Raw genomic sequence first — 20,252 nt, forward strand, 5'->3', positions numbered from 1 at the left:
AGGCTCAGGGCACCTGCTGCACCACCACCTTGCCGCGGGCCTTGCCACTCTCGGCGTAGGCCAGCGCCTCTCGCGTCTGGGAGAACGGGAACACCTTGTCCACGTGAGGCCGGAGCACGCCCTGCTCCACCAGCGAGGTGAGGTGCCGGAGCTGCTCGCCATCCGCGCGCATGAACCAGTAGCGGTACCGGGCGCCGTGGCGTCGAGCCGCGCGGTTCGGCTTCGCGCCCAGCAGCCAGAACGCCGGCCAGAGCAGCGGCTTCACTCCATACTCGCGGGCGAACTTCACATCCGGCCCATCCGCGATGGAGATGACGATCCCTCCCGGCCGGACGCACCGGAAGCTGCGCAGCACGTTGTCCATCCCCACCCCATCGAGGACGGCATCCACGTCCCTCACCACCTCTTCGAAGCGCTGCGAGTGGTAGTCCACCACCGTCTCCGCGCCGAACCCGCGCACCAGCTCGGCGTTCTTCGCGCTCGCGGTGGCCACCACCTTCGCCCCGAGGTGCCTGGCGAGCTGCACGGCGGCGCTCCCTACGCCCCCGGCGCCCGCGTGGACGAGCACCGTCTGCCCCGGCTTGAGCTGCGCCACCTCCGTGAGTGTCTGCCACGCGGTGAGCCCCACCAGGGGCAGCGAGGCGGCCTCCACGTGAGACAGGCGCGCCGGCTTGGGAGCCACCACCGCCTCGGCCGCCACCACCTCCTCCGCGAAGGCACCAATCCGGTCCTTCCCGAGCCGGGTGTACACCGCATCCCCAGGCTTGAACGCCTTCACCTCGGCGCCCACCTCGCGCACCACGCCCGAGCCGTCATTGCCGAGCACGAGCGGGAAGCGATAGGGCAGCAGCGCGCGCGCCTTGCCCTCGCGGATCTTCCAGTCCACCGGGTTGATGCTCGCCGCGTGGAGGGTGATGCGGACATCCCGAGGCCCCAGCGGAGGAGGCGGCAGCTCCCCTTCCTCGAGCCGCTCGGGCCCACCGTACCGACGGATGAAAAAGGCGCGCATCAGGCTCTCCTCGCTCCAGAGCCTCGCGTTCTATAGCAATGCGCGGACCTTGGCCGGATCAAACGGCTTGTCGATGCGCCGCAGGGTGCCGCGCTCGATGAACGCGATGGCGCGCGGGGTGAAGGCGCCCGCGGACATGAAGACCATGCGATCGAGCAGCTCCGGGCGCTTCGCCGCGACGATGTCGTGCAGATCCATGCCAGTGAGGTCCGGCATCATCAGATCGCAGAAGATGACGTCGTAGTCCTGGTTCGGATCCAGCAACCGCTGCTGCGCCTCGCGCGCCGTATCAGCCAGCTCGATCCGGTGCGGCGAGCCGATGATGCGCGCCAGCGCCAGACGCACCTCGGGGTCATCATCGATGACGAGCACCCGCCGTGGGGTGAGGGACCGCGGCGCGGACGCCTGAGCCTCTTCCTCGGTCTGGGCCGACATCGCCGCGGTGGGCAGACGGACCCGGAACGTGGTCCCCCGGCCCAGCGTGCTCTCCACCTCGATCTGCCCGCCCAGCCCGGTGATGATTCCATGGCACACCGAGAGCCCCAGCCCCGTGCCCACTCCCAGCGGCTTGGTGGTGAAGAACGGCTCGAAGATGTGCGGCAGATGCTCGGCGGCGATCCCACTGCCCGTGTCGCTCACCTCGACGGTGACCCACCCCGGCTCGCCTTCGAGCAGGGCCACCGTCACCGAGTTCTGGGCCACCCGGCCCTCGGGAATGGCCTGCGCCGCGTTGACCAGGAGGTTGAGGAACACCTGCCCCAGCCGGGACTCGTTGCCCAGCGCCGGAGAGGCCGGCTCGTACTTGCGCACCAGCTGGGCCCGCTGCCTCAGCTGCGGCGTGGCCATGGAGATGGAGAACTCCAGCGTCGCCTTGACGTCCACCGGCCCGATGGTGTCGGGGTTGCCACGGGCGAAGGTGCGCAAGTCCCGGACGATGTCGCGGATGCGCTCGGCCCCGAGCTGCGCCTGCACCAGCGCCTTCTGGACCTCCTGCAGATCCACGCCCGGCGTGGGCCCCTTCACCCGGGCCAGCTCCTCCACGGCGTAGGTCTGGTTGGCCAGCACATAGGACAGCGGGTTGTTGATCTCGTGGCCCACGCCCGCCGCGAGCTGGCCCGCGGTGGCCAGGCGCTCGGCCTGGATGAGCGCGCTGCGGGCCGCATCCAGCTCGGCCGAGCGCCGCTGCACCAGCTCCTCCGCCTCCGTGCGCGCCTGCTGCTCCCGCGCGAGCAGGGCGTCGCGCTCCAGCTCGGCGCGGTGGCGCCGGGAGATGTCCTCCACGACGCCGATCAAATAGTCCGGCGTGCCGTCCGGCTTGCGCACCAGGGACACCGTGAGGTTGCACCAGATCAGCTCGCCGGAGCCCTTCACGTAGCGCTTCTCCAGCGAGTACGTGGAGATGATGCCCGCGACGACGCTCATGCCCAGATCCCAGTCCCGCTGGATGTCATCCGGGTGGGTGATGTCCGCGAACTTCCGCTTCACCAGCTCTTGAAACGAGTAGCCGAAGATCTCACACAGCTTCGCGTTGGCGCGCAGGATCCGCCCATCCGTCGCGACGTGCGCGATGCCCACGGCCGCCTGCTCGAACGTGGCCTTGAAGCGGCGCTCGCTCTCCTCCAGCCGGGCGAGCGCGCTCTCGCGCTCCGTCACATCCAGCGCCTGGGTGAGGATGCACAGCAGCCTCCCCGAGGCGTCGCGGATCGAGGTGCAGTACCACATGCAGTAGACGACCGAGCCGTCCTTGCGGTGGCTCCTGAACTGGAGGACCAGCCAGGGCACCTCCCCCGCGGAGAACCGGCTCAGGCTCTGGCGGACGCGGGGCTCGTCCTCCGGGTGGATGAAGGCAAGCTCCTGCAGCCGCTTTCCGCGGACCTCGTCCTCCGTCCATCCGAAGAGCTCCACGGCGCGCTGGCTCCACTGGGAGACCTTGAACTCGGCGTTCCACTCGATGATGGCCAGCGGCGAGTTCTCCGCGAGATCGCTCGCGGAGAAGGTCCAGTGAGGGCGTTCAAGCTTGGAAGCGTTCAAGGGAAGCACGGATCCACACGGGGAGAGCCCCCTTGAGTCTACGCGCCGGGAGGTGGTGGCTGCCACCCATCCGCCTAAGCGGAACGTACAATCAGCGGACTCTCGGTAGGCACCTTGACGCCGCCGAGGCTGGCCTCTGCCGCAATCTCCCGCAGCAGGGCTCCGCCGAAGTGATCTCTCGCCTGCATGTAGATGCACGTGCGCTGCACCGCCGTCCCGAACCGGAGCTTTTCCAGGTTTGCCGTCATTCCCATGTGAACCGTCTTCATGCCCAGCTCCATGGCGCGGCGGACGATCTGAAACAACACCTGGCGGTACGCGCCGTGCTGATACACGTAGTCATAATCGACACCACACAGGAAGGCGCCGTAGTGCCCACCCTGCTTGTGGCCGGCGTAGAAGGCCACGGGGCGCCCATCCGCCGGGCCGCCGTGGGCCGGATCCAACCGGAGCGTCACCAGCTCCCACGCTGGCGTCTCATGCATGGCGGCCAGCAGGCGCAGGGGCAAATCATAGATGTTGAAGCGCAGGGCCTTCTTGGCCACGTTGAGGTAGAGCGAGTGCAGGTACTCCAGCTCCTCGAGCGTGAGCGCCTCGCCCACCCCCACGCCGTGCACCCGCCGCTCGTAGAAGCGGGACTGCTCGATGCGCTCGCGCACGTGCTCTCGCTTGCGGCGCGTGAGCTTGGACAGGTACTCCTCCTCGTTCCACCAGGAGATGTTCAGCAGGTGCGAGTCGAGCATGGGCACCTTGACCAGCCCATGGTGGAGCATCTCCTGGTCCATCTCGGGATCCTCGGCGGACAAGTCCCGCAGCGTCATCACCGCGCACCCGGCGCGATCGAACTCCTCGCGCGCCGCCTCCATCAGGAGGGAGAGCGCGGCGCGCCACGGCCCCGAGCGATCCAGGTACAGGTGGTTGCCCTCGGAGACCAGGGTGCCGAGCAGCAGCACGCGGGAGGACAGGAAGTAGGGATCGCTCTTGCGCCGCTCCTCGACGGCCTGGGACACCTCCTCGCGCATGAGCATGTCGTCCTTGCACAGCGCCACCGTGAAGGGCGCCGCCGCCAGCACCCGGCCAGACGGATCTCTCACCAGCACGTAGAGGAACTCCCAGGAGTGCTCACGCTCGGCGGTGTCCGTGAAGACCTGCTCCTGCATCATCAGCGAGTCCCAGCTGATGAACCCCACGGTGCCCAGCATCGAGTTCCACAGCGCCTTGTCGATCTGCCAGATGGACCTGTAGCGCTCGACGACGAGCTCCGTCGCGGGCTCCAGGGGACGCCGGACGGCGGGCAAGGGAGCGGCGAAAGTGGCCTCCACGGGCTCGGGCTGCTGCTCGGCGATGAGCCGCTGGATCAGCTCCTGGAGCGGAGGACGGCCCCGCCCGCCGACCCGGGCCTTGCCCGGCAGCGCGTGCCGGAACTCCTCGTCCAGGTTGTCCATGCTCCACCCCTCCTCGGCGAGCACGGTGGGGATGTGCTTGGCCAGGCGGTGGATGACGCGGGTGACGTCCTCGGCGGTGTGGTTGGCCGTGAGCGACAGGCGGATGCCCCCGCGGCGCATGGGCACGGTGGGGTACACGGACGGGGTGACGTAGATGCCCTCGTCCATCATCCGGCGAGCGACCTTGAAGGCCAGCCGCGGCAGCCCCAGGCGCAAGAAAAGAATGGGCGTCTCGTTCTCCACGAGCAGCGGCAGGCCCGCCTCCTGGATCAGCCGGTTGGCCAGCCGGACGCGCTCCTGCAGCACCTCCTGCAGCTCGTAGATCTCCGGCGACAGGTGCAGCTTCGCGGAGGCGATGGCCGCGCCCAGCATGGGCGGCTGCATGGGGCCGGAGAAGAAGAGCGGGCCGCCCGTCTTGCGGACGAACTGGCGCTCCTTGTCGTTGGCGAACAGCAGGCACGCGCCGCCCGCCGCGAAGGCCTTGGCGAACGAGGTGGCCAGGACAATCCGCTCGTTGAAGCCAAACCGGGTCAGGAAGCTGCCCCGGCCGTGCTTGCCCACCCAGCTCAAGCCGTGCGCGTCATCCACGTACAGCCGCACGTTGGGGGCGATCTTCAGCGCCTCCCGGAGCAGCTCCACGGGCACCAGGTCCCCATACATGCTGTAGACGCCATCCACGGCGAACCACACCGTCTTGCGCACCGCCGCGAGCCGCTGGATGACCTCCAGCGCGCGCTCCAGCTCGCCGTGCTTGACGATCTCCACCTGGCACCCGGAGGTGCGCGACAGCTGCGCCGCCTGCTGAATGCTGTAGTGCGCCTGGTGATCCAGGACGATGGCGTCCTTCTCGGTGGCCAGCACTCCCAGCGCGGACTGGTGCCCCAGCGACGTGCTCGAGCAGACCAGCGCGTGGCCTCCGAGCATCTCGGAGATCAACGCCTCCAGCTCCGGGTACGGCGGGGCCGAGACGAAGCCGCGCGTGGCCGAGAACTGGGTGCCGTAGCGCCGCACCGCGCGGATGACGCCCTCGACGAGCTGGGGGTGGTGCTCCAGCCCCAGGTACGAGCACGAGGCGAAGGACAACAGCTCCTGGCCGTTCAGGTTGAAGGTGCGCCCGTTCAGCGCCTGATCATCCGGGTTGAGGAAGTAGATCCCGTGCTGGATGGCCTCCTGATGGATGGAGTCCACCGTGGCACTGCGCTCCGATGCTTCCATGGAATGCCTCTGGATGTACGTGCTGAGGGAGAGGGTGTGCCCCACGGTGAGTCGCAAGGCCCCTGCACGTCATGAGATTCCACAGGTAGCGTAGAATTTCCATCAGGGCAATACCTGTCAGGTTGCCCTCCAGGGCAGTTTGAGTGTGCACTGTAGGCCTGAAAGCGACAAAGCCCGAGCACCTCCCACGAAGGAGGTACCCGGGCTTCGGTCATCCGCCCATGGGAGGCGGAGGGGCTACTCGACAGTCACGCTCTTGGCGAGGTTGCGGGGCTGATCCACGTCGTTCCCGCGCATCTCGGCCACGTGGTAGGCGAGCAGCTGCAGCGGGATGGTGGCCACCACCGGCGCCAGCAGCGCGCAGGCCGGCGGAATCCGGATGACGTGGTCGGCCAGCGAGGCCACGTGCGCGTCATCCTCGTCGATGATGGCGATCACCTTGCCGCCGCGGGCGCGCACCTCCTCGATGTTGCCGATGATCTTCTCGTAGGCCACGTGCGGCTGCTTGGGAGCAATCACTACCACCGGCATCTTCTCGTCGATGAGGGCGATGGGGCCGTGCTTCATCTCGCCGCCGGCGTAGCCCTCGGCGTGGATGTAGGAGATCTCCTTGAGCTTCAGCGCGCCCTCGAGCGCCACCGGGTGCATGGGCCCGCGGCCGAGGAAGAGGAAGTCCTGCGAGTTCATGAACTCGCGGGCCACGCGCTTCACGGAGGCCTCGCACTTGAGCACGTCCTCGATCATCTTGGGGATCTCGGTGAGGTGCGTCAGGTGCTCCTGGGCCTGCTTGACGCTGAGGGTGCCGCGCATGCGGCCCAGCTTCACGGCCAGCATGTAGAGGCCCACCAGCTGCGTGGTGAACGCCTTGGTGGACGCCACGCCGATCTCCGGGCCGGCGTTGGTGAGCACCGAGAAGTCCGCCTCGCGCGTCATCGCGCTGCCCATCACATTGCAGAGGGCCATGGACGTGGCGCCGCGGGCCTTGGCCTCCTTGAAGGCCGCCAGCGTGTCCGCCGTCTCGCCCGACTGGCTGATGGCGATGGCCAGGTGCGAGGAGTCGACGATGGGATCGCGGTAGCGGAACTCACTGGCCAGCTCCACCTCGACGGGGATGCGCGCCAGCGTCTCGATCATGTGCTTGCCGGCGATGCCCGAGTGCCACGAGGTGCCGCACGCGAGGATGGTCACCTTGGTGAGCGCGCGCACCTTCTCCGGCGAGAGGTTCCAGCCCTCGAAGTGGATGTCGCCCTCGGACAGGAGCATCCGGCCGCGCAGCGTGTCCGCCACGGCGCGGGGCTGCTCCCAGATCTCCTTGTGCATGAAGTGCTTGTGGCCACCCTTCTCGGCCATCATCGGCGTCCAGTCGATGCGGCGGGTGGGCCGGTTCACCAGCTGGCCCTGGCGGTTGAAGATGTCGATGCGCTGGGCGGTGACGACCGCGAGATCCCCCTCCTCCATGTAGACGAAGTCGCGGGTGTGCTCCAGCAGCGCCGGCACGTCACTGGCCACGAAGTTCTGCCCCTCACCCAGGCCCAGCACCATGGGCGAGGAGTCCTTGGTGGCGACGATACGGTGGGGATCCGAGGAGCACACCACCGCCAGCGCGTAGGTGCCCTTCACCTGCTTGATGGCCAGGCGCACGGCGTCCACCAGATCCACGCCGCGCTCCAGCTCGTCGGAGATCAGGTGCGCGAACACCTCGGTGTCCGTCTCCGAGGAGAAGACGTGGCCCTTGGCGCGCAGCTCCTCCTTGAGCGACAGGTGGTTCTCGATGATGCCGTTGTGCACCACCGCCACGCCCTTGTACGAGTGCGGGTGGGCGTTCTCGTCCGAGGGCCGGCCGTGGGTGGCCCACCGCGTGTGGCCGATGCCGATGGTGCCCTTGGGCACCTCCTGGGACACGCGATTCTCCAGGTTCTTCAGCTTGCCGGTGGCGCGCACCACGTTGAGCTGGTTGCGGCTGACCACCGCCACACCCGCCGAGTCATAGCCCCGGTACTCCAGCTTCTTCAGACCGGACACCAGAATGGGAGCAGACTCCTTGTCACCGACGTAACCAACAATCCCGCACATGATCAGACCTCTCTCTCACGCCCTTGCCCGCCGGAGTTCTCCGCGGGATTCCCGAGCCACTCTGTCTAGCTGTCTTCTGGTTTTCTCACTGAGCAAGAGCCGCGCCATCGTATCGCGGCGGGGGCGGTTCTCGGAAACCGCCCGATCTTCAAGGGGTTAGCCTCGCCTGGCCTTCTTGCGAGCCACCCAGCCTTCCTTGATCATCTGCGGCACCCTGGACACGGCAAGACTCCCCGGCGGAACATTTTTCGTCACGGTTGTCCCCGCACCGACATAGGCGCCGTCGCCTACGCTCACCGGCGCCACCAGTTGTGTGTCCGAGCCGATGAAGACGCCATCGCCCAACTCGGTGACGTGCTTGTTCACTCCGTCATAGTTGCAGGTGATGGTGCCCGCGCCGACGTTCACCCCGGAGCCGATCTTCGCGTCCCCGAGGTACGACAGGTGGTTGGCCTTGGAGCCCTTGCCGATCCGGGCCTTCTTCGTCTCCACGAAGTTGCCCAGATGCACCTCCTCGGCCAGCTCGGTGCCCGGCCGCAGGCGAGCAAACGGGCCAATGATGCACCGCTCGCCCACCTTGGCCTCCTCGAAGACCGAGTAGGGCTTGATGGAGGTGCCCTCCGCAACGGTGGAGGCCGTGAGCACGCTGCCCTGGCCGATGGTGACGTTGCGCCCCACCACCGTGCCGGCCGCCAGCGACACCTGCGGGCCGAGCTCCGTGTCGGGGCCGATGGTGACGTCATCCTCGATGAAGGTGCTGGAAGGATCCGTGAAGGTGACGCCGGCGCGCATGTGGCGCTCGTTGATGCGCTGCTGCATCACCCGGGCGCGCGCCGCCAGCTCCACGCGATCATTCACGCCCGCGGTCTCCGTGGCGTCCGCCTCCACCGAGGCCACCGGCCCCAGCCGCGCCGCCATCTCGACGAGATCCGTCAGGTAGTACTCGCCCTGGGCGTTCTGCGGCCGGATCTCCGCCAGCGCCCGCCACAGGAACGAGGACTCCACCAGGTAGATGCCGGCGTTGCACTCGCGCACCTTGCGCTGCTCCGGGGTGCAGTCCTTGTGCTCGACGATGCGCGCCACCTTGCCACCCTCGCGGATGACGCGGCCGTAGCCCGTGGGGTCCTCCAGCATGGTGGACACCATGGACAGGGTGGCCTTGCCGGCCTCGTGCGCGGAGACCAGGGCCTCCAGCGTCTCGCGGCGCAAGAGCGGCACATCGCCATAGAGGATGAGCACGCGCCCGGAGAAATCCTTGAGCGCCTCTTCCGCCGAGCGGACCGCGTCCGCGGTGCCGCGCTGCTCCTTCTGGAGCGCGAAGCGCAGCGAGGCCGAGGGGAACTGCGCGCGGATGGCCTTCTCCACCTCAGCGGCCTGGTGGCCCACCACCGGCACCAACGGAGAGGCGCCCAGCTCGAGCGCGCGCTTCAAGGGATATGCACAAAGGGGGCGTCCCAGGATGGGGTGAAGGACCTTGGCCTTCTCCGACTTCATCCGGGTGCCCTTGCCGGCACACAACACCACCGCCGCGAGGGGAGAGGACATGCGGCGGAGAAATAGGGACCTGCGGTGGGATCGTCAACCGCGCTTCGGGCCGTCCCCATCCTTGCGTGGTAGCGCGCTGACATCCACGGAGAGGCCTCCACTCTCGGCACGGATGCCGAAGCGCGGCTTGAAGAACACTTTCACCTCCGGTTGCGCAGGAGGTGGTTGCTGCATGGGCTTCGCGGTGGTGCTCAAGACAGCCCCCGGTTGGCGACTCATGGCTTTTTCCATCATGTACGGATTCTTACAGTCGCACAAGTTAAATTCTGAAACCATGCTGGAATACCCTACCGGGTGCGAGTTCAGCTCCGCACGGCGGCAGGGTCGGGGATCCTGATGAACCACATCCCCCCCAAAGACGGCGCCTAAGAACCTCAAAGCGATCCGCGATTCAAGAGGGAAAGAGGACACGGTCCACTGGCCACGGTTACGGGCCCTATGAGTTTCGGGAAAGCGACAGGGGTGCGGGGGGCCGTCGTGCACCAACGAACCCTCGAGGCTCGGGCTGCCGTTGCGCGCTCCTGAGAACAGCGCGGAGTCAGGTTATAGAAGGCAGTCCTCCGCTGTCCGAGAGTCCCCTTGGCCGAGCTGCCTCCCCTGTTCGACGCGCACCTGCACCCCGAGGCCCTGAGTGATCAGGACCTCGAGTCGATGCGCTTCTTCGGAGTGGAGCGGGTGCTGGTGGTGGCGCACCACTTCGCGGAGCCCACCTCCAAGGCGCTGCTGAACCACTTCGATGATCTGGTGGGCCGGCAGCTCCCGAGGCTGGAGCGGCTGGGCATCCGAGCGTATGCGGCGCTCGGGGTGCACCCGCGCTGCATCCCTCGGCGGGGGCTGTCCGAGGTGCTCTCCCGGCTGCCGGATTACTTCCACGGCGGGCGCGTGGTGGCGCTGGGAGAGACGGGGCTGCATGCGGGTGGCGAGGAGGAGGAAGAGGCCTTCTTGGAGCAGCTCGCGCTGGCGCGGCGGCTGAAGCTGCGAGTGGTGGTGCACACGCCCACGCAGGACAAGGAGCGCCATACCCGGCGGCTGCTCACGCTGCTGCGGGGCTCGGGGGTGGTGGCCTCGCGGGTGCTGGTGGACCACGCCACGGGGAGGACGGTGGGGACGATCCTGGGCTGCGGACACTGGGCTGGGCTGACGCTGCACCCCGAGGCGCTGAAGGCCGAGCGGGCGGTGGCGCTGGTGCGCAAGCTGGGCAGTGAGCGGCTGGTGCTCAACTCCGACGCGGGCGATGGGGCGGGAGACATCCTCGGGCTGGCTCGGCTGGCCCGGCTGCTGGCCAAGGCGAACCTGTCGGATCGAATCGTGCGGCGCGTGGCCTACGAGAACGCCGAGCGCTTCTTCCAGATCGCGGACTGAGGCTCAGGCACCCGGGCTCAGAAGAACACGTGGAAGGTGGAGGAGCCGCGCGTCTCGTCGTGGTCCACCAGCTCCATGTGGGCTCCGCCCCACGCCGCCTCGAACGAGCGGGTGAGCACACCCCGGAGGAAGTGCGGCGGATCCATCCGGAGCCACTTCGACGTGGCGAACTCCGGGAGCGGGCGAGTGATGAGCTCCCAGCCGTTGCCGCCGGGCAGCGCTCGCACCGTGGCGTCGGTGAAGTTGTTGTTCGTCCGCAGGTTGCGCGCCGTGCGCCGCAACGTCCGCTCCGGGCCGACCACCCGGGCATGCGCGTTCATCGCCGAGCCGATCCGCGAGCGCAGCGCCCGCTCACCGTAGCGCTGGCCCAACAGGAACTCCGCCCGGGCCGAGCCCACGTCCGCCGAGAGCGCTCGCACGAGGATATCGAGCGCCTCCGCCCACACCTCGCACGGGTAGGCCACCTCGAGGGGATACGACGGGCCCAGCTCCAGCCGCTCCAAGGTACCGAGCATGTGAGGCGCGACCACCTCCGCCTCCGCGACCAGCGTCTCCAGCGCGTGTCCGAACACCACTGGCTCGCGTCCGAACTCCCGGCTCGTCTCCACCAACATGATGGCTCCCCGTCGAGGGCGCCGGCCGCGCCCGTCATCAGCGGCGCCAGGACATACGAGCCGGGTTGGCGCTCGATTGCCGTTCCATGAAGAAATATTTCGCGGCCCGAGTCGCCCTGTAACCTGACTGCCCGGTCAGGGGACGGGCATGGGAATGCCCCTCCTGGTACCGGGTTGAAGAGAACCATCTCACCCTCTGGAGGGGTCCCACCCCGTGCGTCGTCTCACTCTCGCTCTCGTCGCCGCCTCTGCGCTTGCAGGGTGCGCCAGTTCCACCGCCAACACCCCGGAAGCCCACCCCACCGCCCAGCCCACGCCTGCACCGGCGGCTGCTGCGCCGGAGGCCGCTGCCCGCCCCGCTCCGCTCGTCCCCGACGCGGCGCATTATCTGACGGGCACCGCCGCGGAGTTCCGAGCCTCGTGCCAGCAGGACATCCAGAAGGCCCGAGAGGGCATCGCCCGCTTCAAGGCCCTGCCCGCGCCTCGGGACACCGTCGCGGCGCTCGAGATCTACGACGATGCCAGCGCCCTGCTCGCGAACGCCGCCGGGCGCTCGGCGATCGCCACCAACTCGCACCCGGACGAGGCCGTGCGCAACGCCTCCCAGGACTGCGAGTCCGCGGTGGAGAAGGCCACCACCGAGATCAACCTGGATCGCGGCGTCTATGACGTGCTCACCAGCCTCGACTTGAGCCAGCAGGATGATGCGACGCGGCACTACGTGGCCCACGAGCTGCGCAACTTCCGCCGCGCTGGCGTGGACCGCGACGAGGCCACGCGCGCCAAGGTTGTCGCGCTCAACGGGGAGCTCACCCGCATTGGCCAGGACTTTGGCCGCAACATCCGCGAGGACGTGCGCTTCGTGGAGCTGGACCCCAAGGAGCTCGCGGGCCTGCCCCAGGACTACGTCCAGGCCCACAAGCCCGGCCCCAACGGCAAGGTGAAGATCACCACCGACTATCCGGACTACGTGCCCTTCCTGGCGTACGCCCAGAGCGCCAAGGCGCGCGAGGCCCTCTGGCGCGTCTACCGCCAGCGCGGCTACCCGAAGAACCTGGACACCCTCTCGCGCCTCATCTCCAAGCGCCACGAGCTGGCCACGCTGCTCGGCTACCCGAGCTGGGCCGCCTACACCACCGAGGACAAGATGATCCGCAGCGAGAAGGCCGCCGCGGAGTTCATCGAGAAGATCACCACCGCCTCGGCCGCCCGCGCCAAGAGCGACTACGAGGCGCTGCTCGCGCGCAAGCGCAAGGACGACCCCAAGGCCACCGTCGTCAACCCGTGGGATCAGTCGTACCTGGAGGACCGGATCAAAGCCGAGCAGTACAGCTTCGACTCGCAGGCGGTGCGCCCCTATTTCGAGTACACGCGCGTGCGCGACGGCGTGCTGGGCATCACCTCGCGCATGTTCGGCATCACCTTCAAGGCCGTGCCAGACGCCAAGGTGTGGGCCCCGGACATCGAGACGTATGACGTCTACGAGGGCGCCACGCTCCTGGGCCGCATCTTCCTGGACATGCACCCGCGCGAGAACAAGTACAAGCACGCGGCGCAGTGGGACATGGCCAGCGGCAAGGCCGGCAAGACGCTCCCCGAGGGCGTGCTGATGTGCAACTTCCCCAAGCCCGGCGCCGAGCCCGCGCTCATGCAGCACAGCGACGTGCAGACCTTCTTCCACGAGTTCGGCCACCTGCTGCACCACATCCTCGGCGGCCGCGCGCGCTGGGCGGGCCTGTCCGGCACTCGCACCGAGCTGGACTTCGTCGAGGCGCCCTCGCAGATGCTCGAGGAATGGGCCTGGGCCCCCGAGTCGCTCCAGCTCTTCGCCAAGCACTACCAGAGCAACGAGCCGCTCCCCACGGACGTCATCCACCGCATGAAGAAGGCGGACGAGTTCGGCAAGGGCCTCTGGGTGCGCCAGCAGATGTTCTACGCGGCCACCAGCCTCAACTTCTACAACCGCGACCCCCAGGGCCTGGACACCACCGCCCTGGTGAAGCAGCTCCAGGAGCGCTACACGCCCTTCAAGTACGCCCCGGACACGTACTTCCAGCTGTCCTTTGGACACCTGGATGGGTACTCGGCCGCCTACTACACCTATATGTGGTCGCTGGTGATCGCGAAGGACCTGTTCACCCGCTTCCAGGCCGAGGGGCTGATGAACCCCGCGCCCGCGCTGAGCTACCGCCGCGCCGTGCTCGAGCCCGGAGGCACCAAGGACGCCGCGCTGCTGGTGAAGGACTTCCTGGGCCGCGACTACGGCTTCGACGCCTACGAGCACTGGCTGAACGGCACCTGAGCCTCAGCCGCGCCGCGTCGTAAAAAAGTGGGGCCCCGCACCTGCTTCGGTACGGGGCCCCAGCATTGTGAAATCGTGAACAGAGGCTCGCCCACCAGAGGGCGAGACCCTCAGTGAAGGTTGGCCGAAGCCTGCTCCGGCTGCAGCGTGACGCCCTGGACCTCGTCCATGCGCACCTGCACCGGGATGCCCTGCCGCCGGTACTGGGCCAGCGAGTCCGACACCGCGTCCAGCATCCGCTGGTAGCGCTCCTCGAGCTCCACCGCGATCAGCAGCATCGTCTCGCCCGCGTCCTCGACGCCAGGCCGGTACACCCGGCACCGCTGGAACCGCGCCCAGCGACCGTTCTCCATCTTCACAAGCTCGCCGTCGTAAGCCATCGCGCAGTCCCCCGTTGAAAAGTGGGTCTCAGGTGGGAACCACTGTAAGCACTTATTAACTCGGCGTCACCCCCCCCTTGAAAATTCGTTAAAACCCCATGATTTCGAGCGATTGGGATCCACCCTGGGGCTTTCCCGAACCCCTCTCCGGCCGCCTGGGACGAATGTTGTAAATTTGCCAGTTTGTAAACCTGTTGATGGTCTCCCCCTCGTGTCAAGTGAACGAACGTCCGATCAGGCGCTCCCCGCCCCCGTTTTGCGCGCTCCTCCCTCCGAGCGATAGCACCGGGGCGGGGCTTCCCTTAGATTGAGCCAATGAAGTTGCCACTGCCGTTCCGCCGCGACAGGAGCGTCCTCAAGCGGCCGGACGCCCAGGATCAGGTGGAGAAGCTGCTCGCGGACTCCCTGCGGACGCTCGGGCAGGTGTGCGCCAAGGTCGCGGACCTCATCGAGGCCCAGCGCCTGCAACGCCAGGGCTACTCGCAGCAGAACAACTTCCTCCGGCGCGTGGATCAGCCGCCCGGCCCCGAGCCGAAGAAGGAGTAGCGGAGCGCCCGCCCGGTATGCACCCGCATGATGCTCCGGCGTGTCTGGGCGCCATCTCCGCCTGGCTGGATCCCAGCCGCTCCGTGCCGCTGCCCGCGGTGAATGACGAGGAAGGCCCCCGGCTCCCCGAGGGCCTGCCGCCGGTGGTGGATGCCCACGTGCACCTGTTTCCGGATCGCGTCTTCGAGGCCACCTGGCGCTGGTTCGAGCAGTACGGCTGGCCCATCCGCTACAAGCTGCACACCCCCGAGGTGGTGTCCTTCCTGCTCTCGCGCGGGGTGAGCCGGGTGGTGGCGCTGGCCTACTCGCACAAGCCGGGCATGGCGCGCTTCCTCAACCAGTACATGGCCGAGGTGGTCCGCGCCGAGCCGCGCGTGCTGGGGCTCGCCACGGTGCTGCCCGGCGAGGAGGGCGCCACGGAGATCCTCTCGGAGGCCTTCGCCGCGGGGCTCCAGGGCGTGAAGCTGCACTGCCATGTCCAGTGCTTCTCCCCGGATGCCCCCGCGCTGCACGAGGTGTACGCCGCCTGCGCCAGGGCCGGGCGGCCCCTCGTCATGCACGCGGGCCGTGAGCCGGCCAGCCCCCACTACCCGTGCGATCCGCACGCGCTGTGCTCGGCCGAGCGCGTGGAGCGGGTGCTCCAGGATCACCCCACGCTGAAGCTGTGCGTGCCCCACATGGGGGCGGACGAGTTCGACGCCTACGCGCGCCTGCTGGAGCGCTACGACACCCTCTGGCTGGACACGACCATGGCCATGGCGGACTTCTTCCCCATCGCCCTGCCGCGCCGCGCCCTGGACGTGCGCCCCGAGCGCATCCTCTACGGCACGGACTTCCCCCAGCTGCCCTACGCGTGGGATCGCGAGCTGAAGCAGCTGCTGGCCCTGCGCCTGGGAGACGAGGTGGAGGCGGGGCTCCTGGGGCAGAACGCACTGCGTCTATTCGGCCAGGTGCCCTGAACGGAACATCCTCTGGGAATAAGTGGGTGTTCAAAATTGGATCCCCCACTTCCGCTATGAGGAGATCGATCCCATCTTGGCCCCCATAGAATCACCACACCCCCGCTGCTTGTCTCACTGAGGCCTCACCATGTCGCACATCCTGGTCGTCGACGACGACGCGAGCCACCGCACGCTCATCTGCGATGCCCTCGAAGAACTGGGCTACCGCACCGTGCAGGCCTCCAACGGCCGCGAGGCGCTGGACCTGCTCGAGGGGGACATGCCCGCCGCGGTGCTGTTGGACCTGCGGATGCCCGTCATGAGCGGCTGGGGGTTGCTGGACGCGCTGAAGAAGATGCCGCGCGCGCGCAACCTCCCCATCATCATCATCTCCGGCTACGGCTTCGAGTGGGAGGCGGAGCTGGTGGGCGCCGCCGGCTACATCTCCAAGCCGGTGGACCTGGACAAGGTGCGGATGACGGTGCAGCAGATTGTCGGTCCGCCCGAGATGTCCCTGATGCACTGAGGCCGGAGGGCTCTCAGGCAGCCGAGCCAAAGCAAGGCGTGAATGAAGCGAGCGCATGCGTGTTACTGCGCCCGCCTTGTGGATCTCCCCTCTCTTCCCTCTGCGTGCTCTCAGCTTCACGGGTTGCGCGTGCGCGCTCGGGCTCGCACTCGCCGGATGCCAGCCCGCGCCTACGGTTCAGCGGCCGGCGGAGGTCTCCTTCACATCCAGCCTCTGGGACTCCGAGCGCCGGTTCTTCAGGCCCGCCACCTCCGAGGTGGAGCCGGATCTCGATGAGCTGCAGGCCACGGCCGAAGGAGCGCGCGCGGTGTTGCAAGTACTCCCGGACGACGAACGCAACGCCATCCTCGCCCGAGCGCTCCCGCCCGTCCTGACGCCTCCCATCTCAAGTGCCCTCGCCTCCCCCGTTGCAGAGGAGCCCGACATGGTCGCCACCCTGCGCGAGCTGTACATGGCGCACGGCTCGAGGGACCTGGCGCTCGCGGCCTTCTTCATCGGTTCGGAGCCGGTGATGCGCGCGTGCCGGCGACTGCGGCTGCCTCCGGATCGCATCGGGCTGGTGACGCTCGCGAGCAAGCTCAAACGGCGAGAGGTGCATGCCCTGCGCTACGTGCGCGAGGCGCGAACGTGGGCGACGCTCTACGGGCTCGCGTGGCCCGTGGACCGGACCTGGCGGCTGACGTCCGGGTTCGGGCCGCGCATCCATCCCATCCTCGGGAGCGAGATGGAGCACCGGGGTGTCGACATCAGCGTGCCCGTGGGCACCCCCGTGCACTCCCCCTCGGACGGCGTGGTGGTCCGGGTGCGGCAGGGCCCCGTGAACGGGCTCTGGCTGGAGCTCGACCATGGGGACGGCGTGCGGACGCTCTACTGCCACCTGTCGCTCGTGGAGGTGAAGCCGGGCCAGAAGGTGAAGGCCGGCGAGTCCGTGGCGCTCTCCGGTGAGACGGGCCGCGTCACCGGACCTCACCTGCACTATCAGGTCAAACTGTCCGGGGCCTGGGTGGATCCGGTCCGGAGCCGCGCCTCTCCCCACCTCCCGGTGCAGCCGCTCGCACGGGAACCCGAGCCCCCGGCGGCCCCCACACAGTCCACGAATGCGCTGACGGCGTCAGGAGCGTGAGTCTCGTGTCCTTTCCATGGCGTCAGTCCGCGCCGGTGAGCTGCCCGTCCGGGCCGACCAGCGGCGGGGGAGCCACCCACAGCGCCGCGGGGTTCGCGTAGCCCACCTCGAAGGACTGGAGGATCGGCGGCCAGCGGTCCGTGAACACGGCCCAGTTGTACTCGGTGGCCTTGGAGGTGAGCAGCCGCCCATCCCGGTCCCGCTGCGTGGACGCGTAGTCGGTGAACTTCCACTCGGCGGGGCCCATCCGCAAGCGGACCAGCGGAGTCATCGCCTGCATCAGCTCGAGGCGGGACACCTCGTCCGGGCGGGGCGCCGGTGGCGTGAAGGCAGGCTGCACCGCGGTGAACTGCTCCTGGTACGCGAGGAAGTTGTTGGCGATGCCGATGAGCGCATCTCGCACGGCGGGGCTCGGGGACTGCCGGGCCTGCTCGTAGAGGGCGAAGCCCGCCACCACCATGCTCTCCGAGGACACCTCCGGCAGCAGGCGCGCGAAGTCCGAGGGGCGCGGCACGTCCTGAGCGTGCTCCAGCGCGAAGGTGTAGGCGCGCCGGGCTTGCTCGGTCTTGGAGCCGGGGCGGGAGAACTCCTCCAGCACCCGCGCGGCAGGGGCCGGGCCCACGGCCTGTCTCCACGTGAGGTACAAGTCCCCCGAGCCGCCAATGTCCGAGTAGATGAAGACGTTGCCCTGGTTGAGGCAGCGCTCCAGGGTGACCACCACCGTCTCGGCCTTGGCGAGCGGATTGGCTCCCGGCGCGCTCTCGTAGAGCCTGGCGAAGCGCTGCGCGGTCATGCCCAGGGTGCGCGGATCCCCCAGCGCCTCGAGGTTCAACGCGCCCTGCATCGAGGCGAGCGCGGCGGCCACATCGCGCGGCAGGCCGTACCAGTTCAGCGCGTGCGAGAGCGCCTCGAGGAGGAGCCGCTGGGGGCCGTGGATCCCGCCGCGATCCAGCGCGTGCTGGACGGACTCCGCGGGCTCGCCCTGAGCGGCGTCGATGATGCGGTGGGCCACGTCCGCGCCCAGGATGCCCTTGCCCGCCTCCTGCGAGGCGTGAGGGGCGAAGGCGAACCAGTTGGGCATCATGCGGCTGACGCCCCCGGGCCGGAAGTCTGGGTCGATGATGGCCTGCATCGCGTGGGCGATGCGCAGGTAGCCCTGGGTGATGAGCCGGTTCTGCTCCAGGGGCGAGAGCTCGGCGGGCACCGGAGAGCCGAACCCGGGCACAGGTGCGCGCAGCGTGTTGGGCGCGGAGGGTGTGGCCGCATCCGGGCTGCTCGGGGCGGACTGCGGGGCGGGGCTGGACAGTCGATTGGGCTCCATGCGGGCTCTCTTTAGCGATCGGGCGGGATACTGAACTCCAGATCCTAAAAGGAGCCAAGGCACGAGTGGAGGAGGGGCGCGGCGTCTCCGAGATGAAGTGACCGCAAGTCGACCCAACGCTCCGGCGAGGCTCCGCCCACGACAGGGCTGGCCATCTCCCCAGAGGTTCGAGCCACTGGCCGCGGGGTTGCCCCCGCGGCCCCGGCCCGTCCCTGAGCTTGAAGAGTTACTTCTTCCAGCTCCCATGCAGGCAGTACATAGACTCCGTCTCGCTGGGCTCGCCCTCCGGTGCGGGCGGACCATTCGCCAGGCTGACCTCACTCGGGTTCGCCTTCAGTCCGCCACGGAAGATCGCCTCGGCGATGTCGATCCCGAGCGGCACGCCACCGATAGCGTCGCGCGGCACCACCACGCTGTCCGCGCCGGGGACGAACCTGGCTGACGGGCCCTGGCCACCCGGATCGTAGCCGCCCGTCGTGCCATCGAACCGCCAGTGCACGCCGAGGTAGACACGGCTCACCGAGTTCTCGACGATGGCCTGGAGCAGGCTCGAGAAGCGACGGACGTGCCGGGTACGAACGCTGCCGTCAGAGTCCCGGGAGATCCCATCGAGCTCTTCCGAGACCACGTCGAAGGTGACGTCGTCGCACCCGTTGGAATCGAGCTGGGCCTTTCCGATCGACTTGAGGTAGAGGCGCGCCACGTGAAAGGCCGCGGCACCGAAGCTGGCGTGGCCCGACGGATAAGATGGGAAGCCTGGCGTGAAGCCAATCCGGTTGGGATCATTCGTCCTCGGCGCACCGAACGGCTTCCAGAACGGATCCGAGAACGGCAGCCGCGCCGCCCCAGGCTCCGCACTGGGGCCATAGGTCGGGGTGTGCTCGCGGACGCCCAAGATCGGACGCCAGAGATCGTAGCGGTACTTGTAATACCAGGCGTGGATGCCTGCGTCCGCCAGCGCCACGTTGACCAGCGTCAGCAGCCGGACGTTCTGCTCTTCGGTGAGCGCCTTGTCCTTCGCGATCGTCTTGATGATCCGGTTGTAGAATCGCGGTGGGGTTCCCAGCTTCTGCGCACCGTCATACGCCCAGAAGACACCGATGGCAGTCTCCTCCGGAGTGCGGAGCGTGGCCGGAGAAGAGGGGCTGCCGCCCCGCTCGTAGATCTCCTGGTGATGGGCCCGGTAGGCGGGATCAGTGGGATCCAGCACTCCCGCGGCATTCATCCCGGGGGGTGGAGCGAGGTAGACCGCCGCGGGCGTGGCCAGGAACGGCATCTCTCCCCAATAGGCAGAGAGGAAACCCTGGCCTGGGTTGGTCGGATCGACCCGGTGATGGCCGTAGGCGGGTGTCGCGACATGGCTCGGCCGGCTCGGATGCCGCTCATCGTAGCGATCGTCGCCCTTGCGGAGCGCGATCAGCGCCTGCGCGACAGCCGCCCCATAGGTGGCGGCGCTGGGAGTATCGCCATTCCCTCGCGGAGCCGTGGCCAGCTTCTCATCGATGAAGGCTCGGTGCTTGGGATAGAGCCAGGACAGGACCTGGGCGCAGGCGGCCGCGGCCGCGAACTGAGGCGAGGCGCCGAGGTTCGCCGCCGGAAGGGAGTTCAGGTAGGTGGTCGGCTTGCCCTGGACGCCGAAGAAGGCATCATGGAGGGCCAGCATCGCGAGCGCGCCCGCGCGTGACGTGCGGGTCGGGCCCTCTTGATCTCCCGGGTTGGGAGCCCCGGTGTGATCGCGAGCATTCAAATCATCGATAACGTCATTCCAATAGATTGCACAGTCCATATCCGTCCTCCTCCGCATAGCGGCGCGCGCCCA

16 protein-coding genes are annotated in these 20,252 nt (G+C 68.2%); 6 read left to right on the top strand and 10 right to left on the bottom strand.

The window, feature by feature from the left end; genetic code table 11:
• Positions 1–4: 4 nt before the first annotated feature.
• From ACJ8AT_RS08765 to ACJ8AT_RS08790, 6 genes are all read right to left on the bottom strand, one after another.
• A complete protein-coding gene (locus tag ACJ8AT_RS08765; RefSeq protein WP_407737189.1) occupies positions 5–1,009 on the bottom strand; it encodes an NADP-dependent oxidoreductase in 1,005 nt (334 codons plus the stop codon).
• 30 nt (positions 1,010–1,039) lie between these two features.
• Positions 1,040–3,040 (bottom strand): PAS domain S-box protein, encoded by a 2,001-nt coding sequence (locus tag ACJ8AT_RS08770; RefSeq protein WP_407737190.1) that lies wholly within the window; start codon positions 3,038–3,040, stop codon positions 1,040–1,042.
• A gap of 74 nt (positions 3,041–3,114) precedes the next feature.
• Positions 3,115–5,700, bottom strand: coding sequence for an aminotransferase class I/II-fold pyridoxal phosphate-dependent enzyme (locus ACJ8AT_RS08775; protein WP_407737191.1), 2,586 nt, complete (start codon positions 5,698–5,700; stop codon positions 3,115–3,117).
• Positions 5,701–5,937: 237 nt separating this feature from the next.
• Complete coding sequence (gene glmS, locus ACJ8AT_RS08780; protein ID WP_407737192.1) at positions 5,938–7,773, bottom strand: glutamine--fructose-6-phosphate transaminase (isomerizing); 1,836 nt, start codon at positions 7,771–7,773, stop codon at positions 5,938–5,940.
• A gap of 156 nt (positions 7,774–7,929) precedes the next feature.
• Positions 7,930–9,318, bottom strand: a complete 1,389-nt coding sequence (gene glmU, locus ACJ8AT_RS08785; RefSeq protein WP_407737193.1) for a bifunctional UDP-N-acetylglucosamine diphosphorylase/glucosamine-1-phosphate N-acetyltransferase GlmU — start codon at positions 9,316–9,318, stop codon at positions 7,930–7,932.
• Positions 9,319–9,351: 33 nt separating this feature from the next.
• Positions 9,352–9,552, bottom strand: a complete 201-nt coding sequence (locus ACJ8AT_RS08790; protein WP_407737194.1) for a hypothetical protein — start codon at positions 9,550–9,552, stop codon at positions 9,352–9,354.
• Positions 9,553–9,897: 345 nt separating this feature from the next.
• On the opposite strand from ACJ8AT_RS08790, the gene ACJ8AT_RS08795 reads away from it, so the two are divergent.
• A complete protein-coding gene (locus ACJ8AT_RS08795) occupies positions 9,898–10,680 on the top strand; it encodes a TatD family hydrolase (protein ID WP_407737195.1) in 783 nt (260 codons plus the stop codon).
• Between the two features lie 17 nt (positions 10,681–10,697).
• On the opposite strand, the gene ACJ8AT_RS08800 is transcribed toward ACJ8AT_RS08795, so the two are convergent.
• Positions 10,698–11,294: a DUF2378 family protein gene (locus ACJ8AT_RS08800; protein ID WP_407737196.1), complete on the bottom strand. Its 597-nt coding sequence runs from the start codon at positions 11,292–11,294 to the stop codon at positions 10,698–10,700.
• Between the two features lie 214 nt (positions 11,295–11,508).
• Here ACJ8AT_RS08800 and ACJ8AT_RS08805 point away from each other — a divergent pair, with 214 nt between their 5' ends.
• Entirely contained in the window at positions 11,509–13,596 is a 2,088-nt protein-coding gene (locus tag ACJ8AT_RS08805) for a M3 family metallopeptidase (RefSeq protein WP_407737197.1), read from the top strand.
• A 110-nt stretch (positions 13,597–13,706) separates the two neighbouring features.
• Here ACJ8AT_RS08805 and ACJ8AT_RS08810 read toward each other — a convergent pair whose 3' ends face one another.
• Positions 13,707–13,976: a hypothetical protein gene (locus ACJ8AT_RS08810; RefSeq protein WP_407737198.1), complete on the bottom strand. Its 270-nt coding sequence runs from the start codon at positions 13,974–13,976 to the stop codon at positions 13,707–13,709.
• Between the two features lie 315 nt (positions 13,977–14,291).
• Here ACJ8AT_RS08810 and ACJ8AT_RS08815 point away from each other — a divergent pair, with 315 nt between their 5' ends.
• The 4 genes from ACJ8AT_RS08815 (at position 14,292) to ACJ8AT_RS08830 (ending at position 17,112) form a co-directional block, all read left to right on the top strand.
• Complete coding sequence (locus ACJ8AT_RS08815) at positions 14,292–14,522, top strand: hypothetical protein (protein WP_407737199.1); 231 nt, start codon at positions 14,292–14,294, stop codon at positions 14,520–14,522.
• A gap of 17 nt (positions 14,523–14,539) precedes the next feature.
• Positions 14,540–15,481: an amidohydrolase family protein gene (locus ACJ8AT_RS08820; protein ID WP_407737200.1), complete on the top strand. Its 942-nt coding sequence runs from the start codon at positions 14,540–14,542 to the stop codon at positions 15,479–15,481.
• A gap of 130 nt (positions 15,482–15,611) precedes the next feature.
• Positions 15,612–15,989, top strand: a complete 378-nt coding sequence (locus tag ACJ8AT_RS08825; protein WP_044190286.1) for a response regulator — start codon at positions 15,612–15,614, stop codon at positions 15,987–15,989.
• A 424-nt stretch (positions 15,990–16,413) separates the two neighbouring features.
• Entirely contained in the window at positions 16,414–17,112 is a 699-nt protein-coding gene (locus tag ACJ8AT_RS08830) for a M23 family metallopeptidase (protein WP_407737201.1), read from the top strand.
• A 22-nt stretch (positions 17,113–17,134) separates the two neighbouring features.
• On the opposite strand, the gene ACJ8AT_RS08835 is transcribed toward ACJ8AT_RS08830, so the two are convergent.
• Positions 17,135–18,433, bottom strand: coding sequence for a hypothetical protein (locus ACJ8AT_RS08835; RefSeq protein ID WP_407737202.1), 1,299 nt, complete (start codon positions 18,431–18,433; stop codon positions 17,135–17,137).
• 226 nt (positions 18,434–18,659) lie between these two features.
• On the bottom strand, positions 18,660–20,219 hold the full coding sequence (locus ACJ8AT_RS08840) for a phosphatase PAP2 family protein (protein WP_407737203.1): 1,560 nt from the start codon (positions 20,217–20,219) through the stop codon (positions 18,660–18,662).
• Between the last annotated feature and the right edge of the window lie 33 nt (positions 20,220–20,252).

It is taken from the genome of Hyalangium sp. (assembly GCF_045802625.1).
Lineage (GTDB): Bacteria > Myxococcota > Myxococcia > Myxococcales > Myxococcaceae > Hyalangium.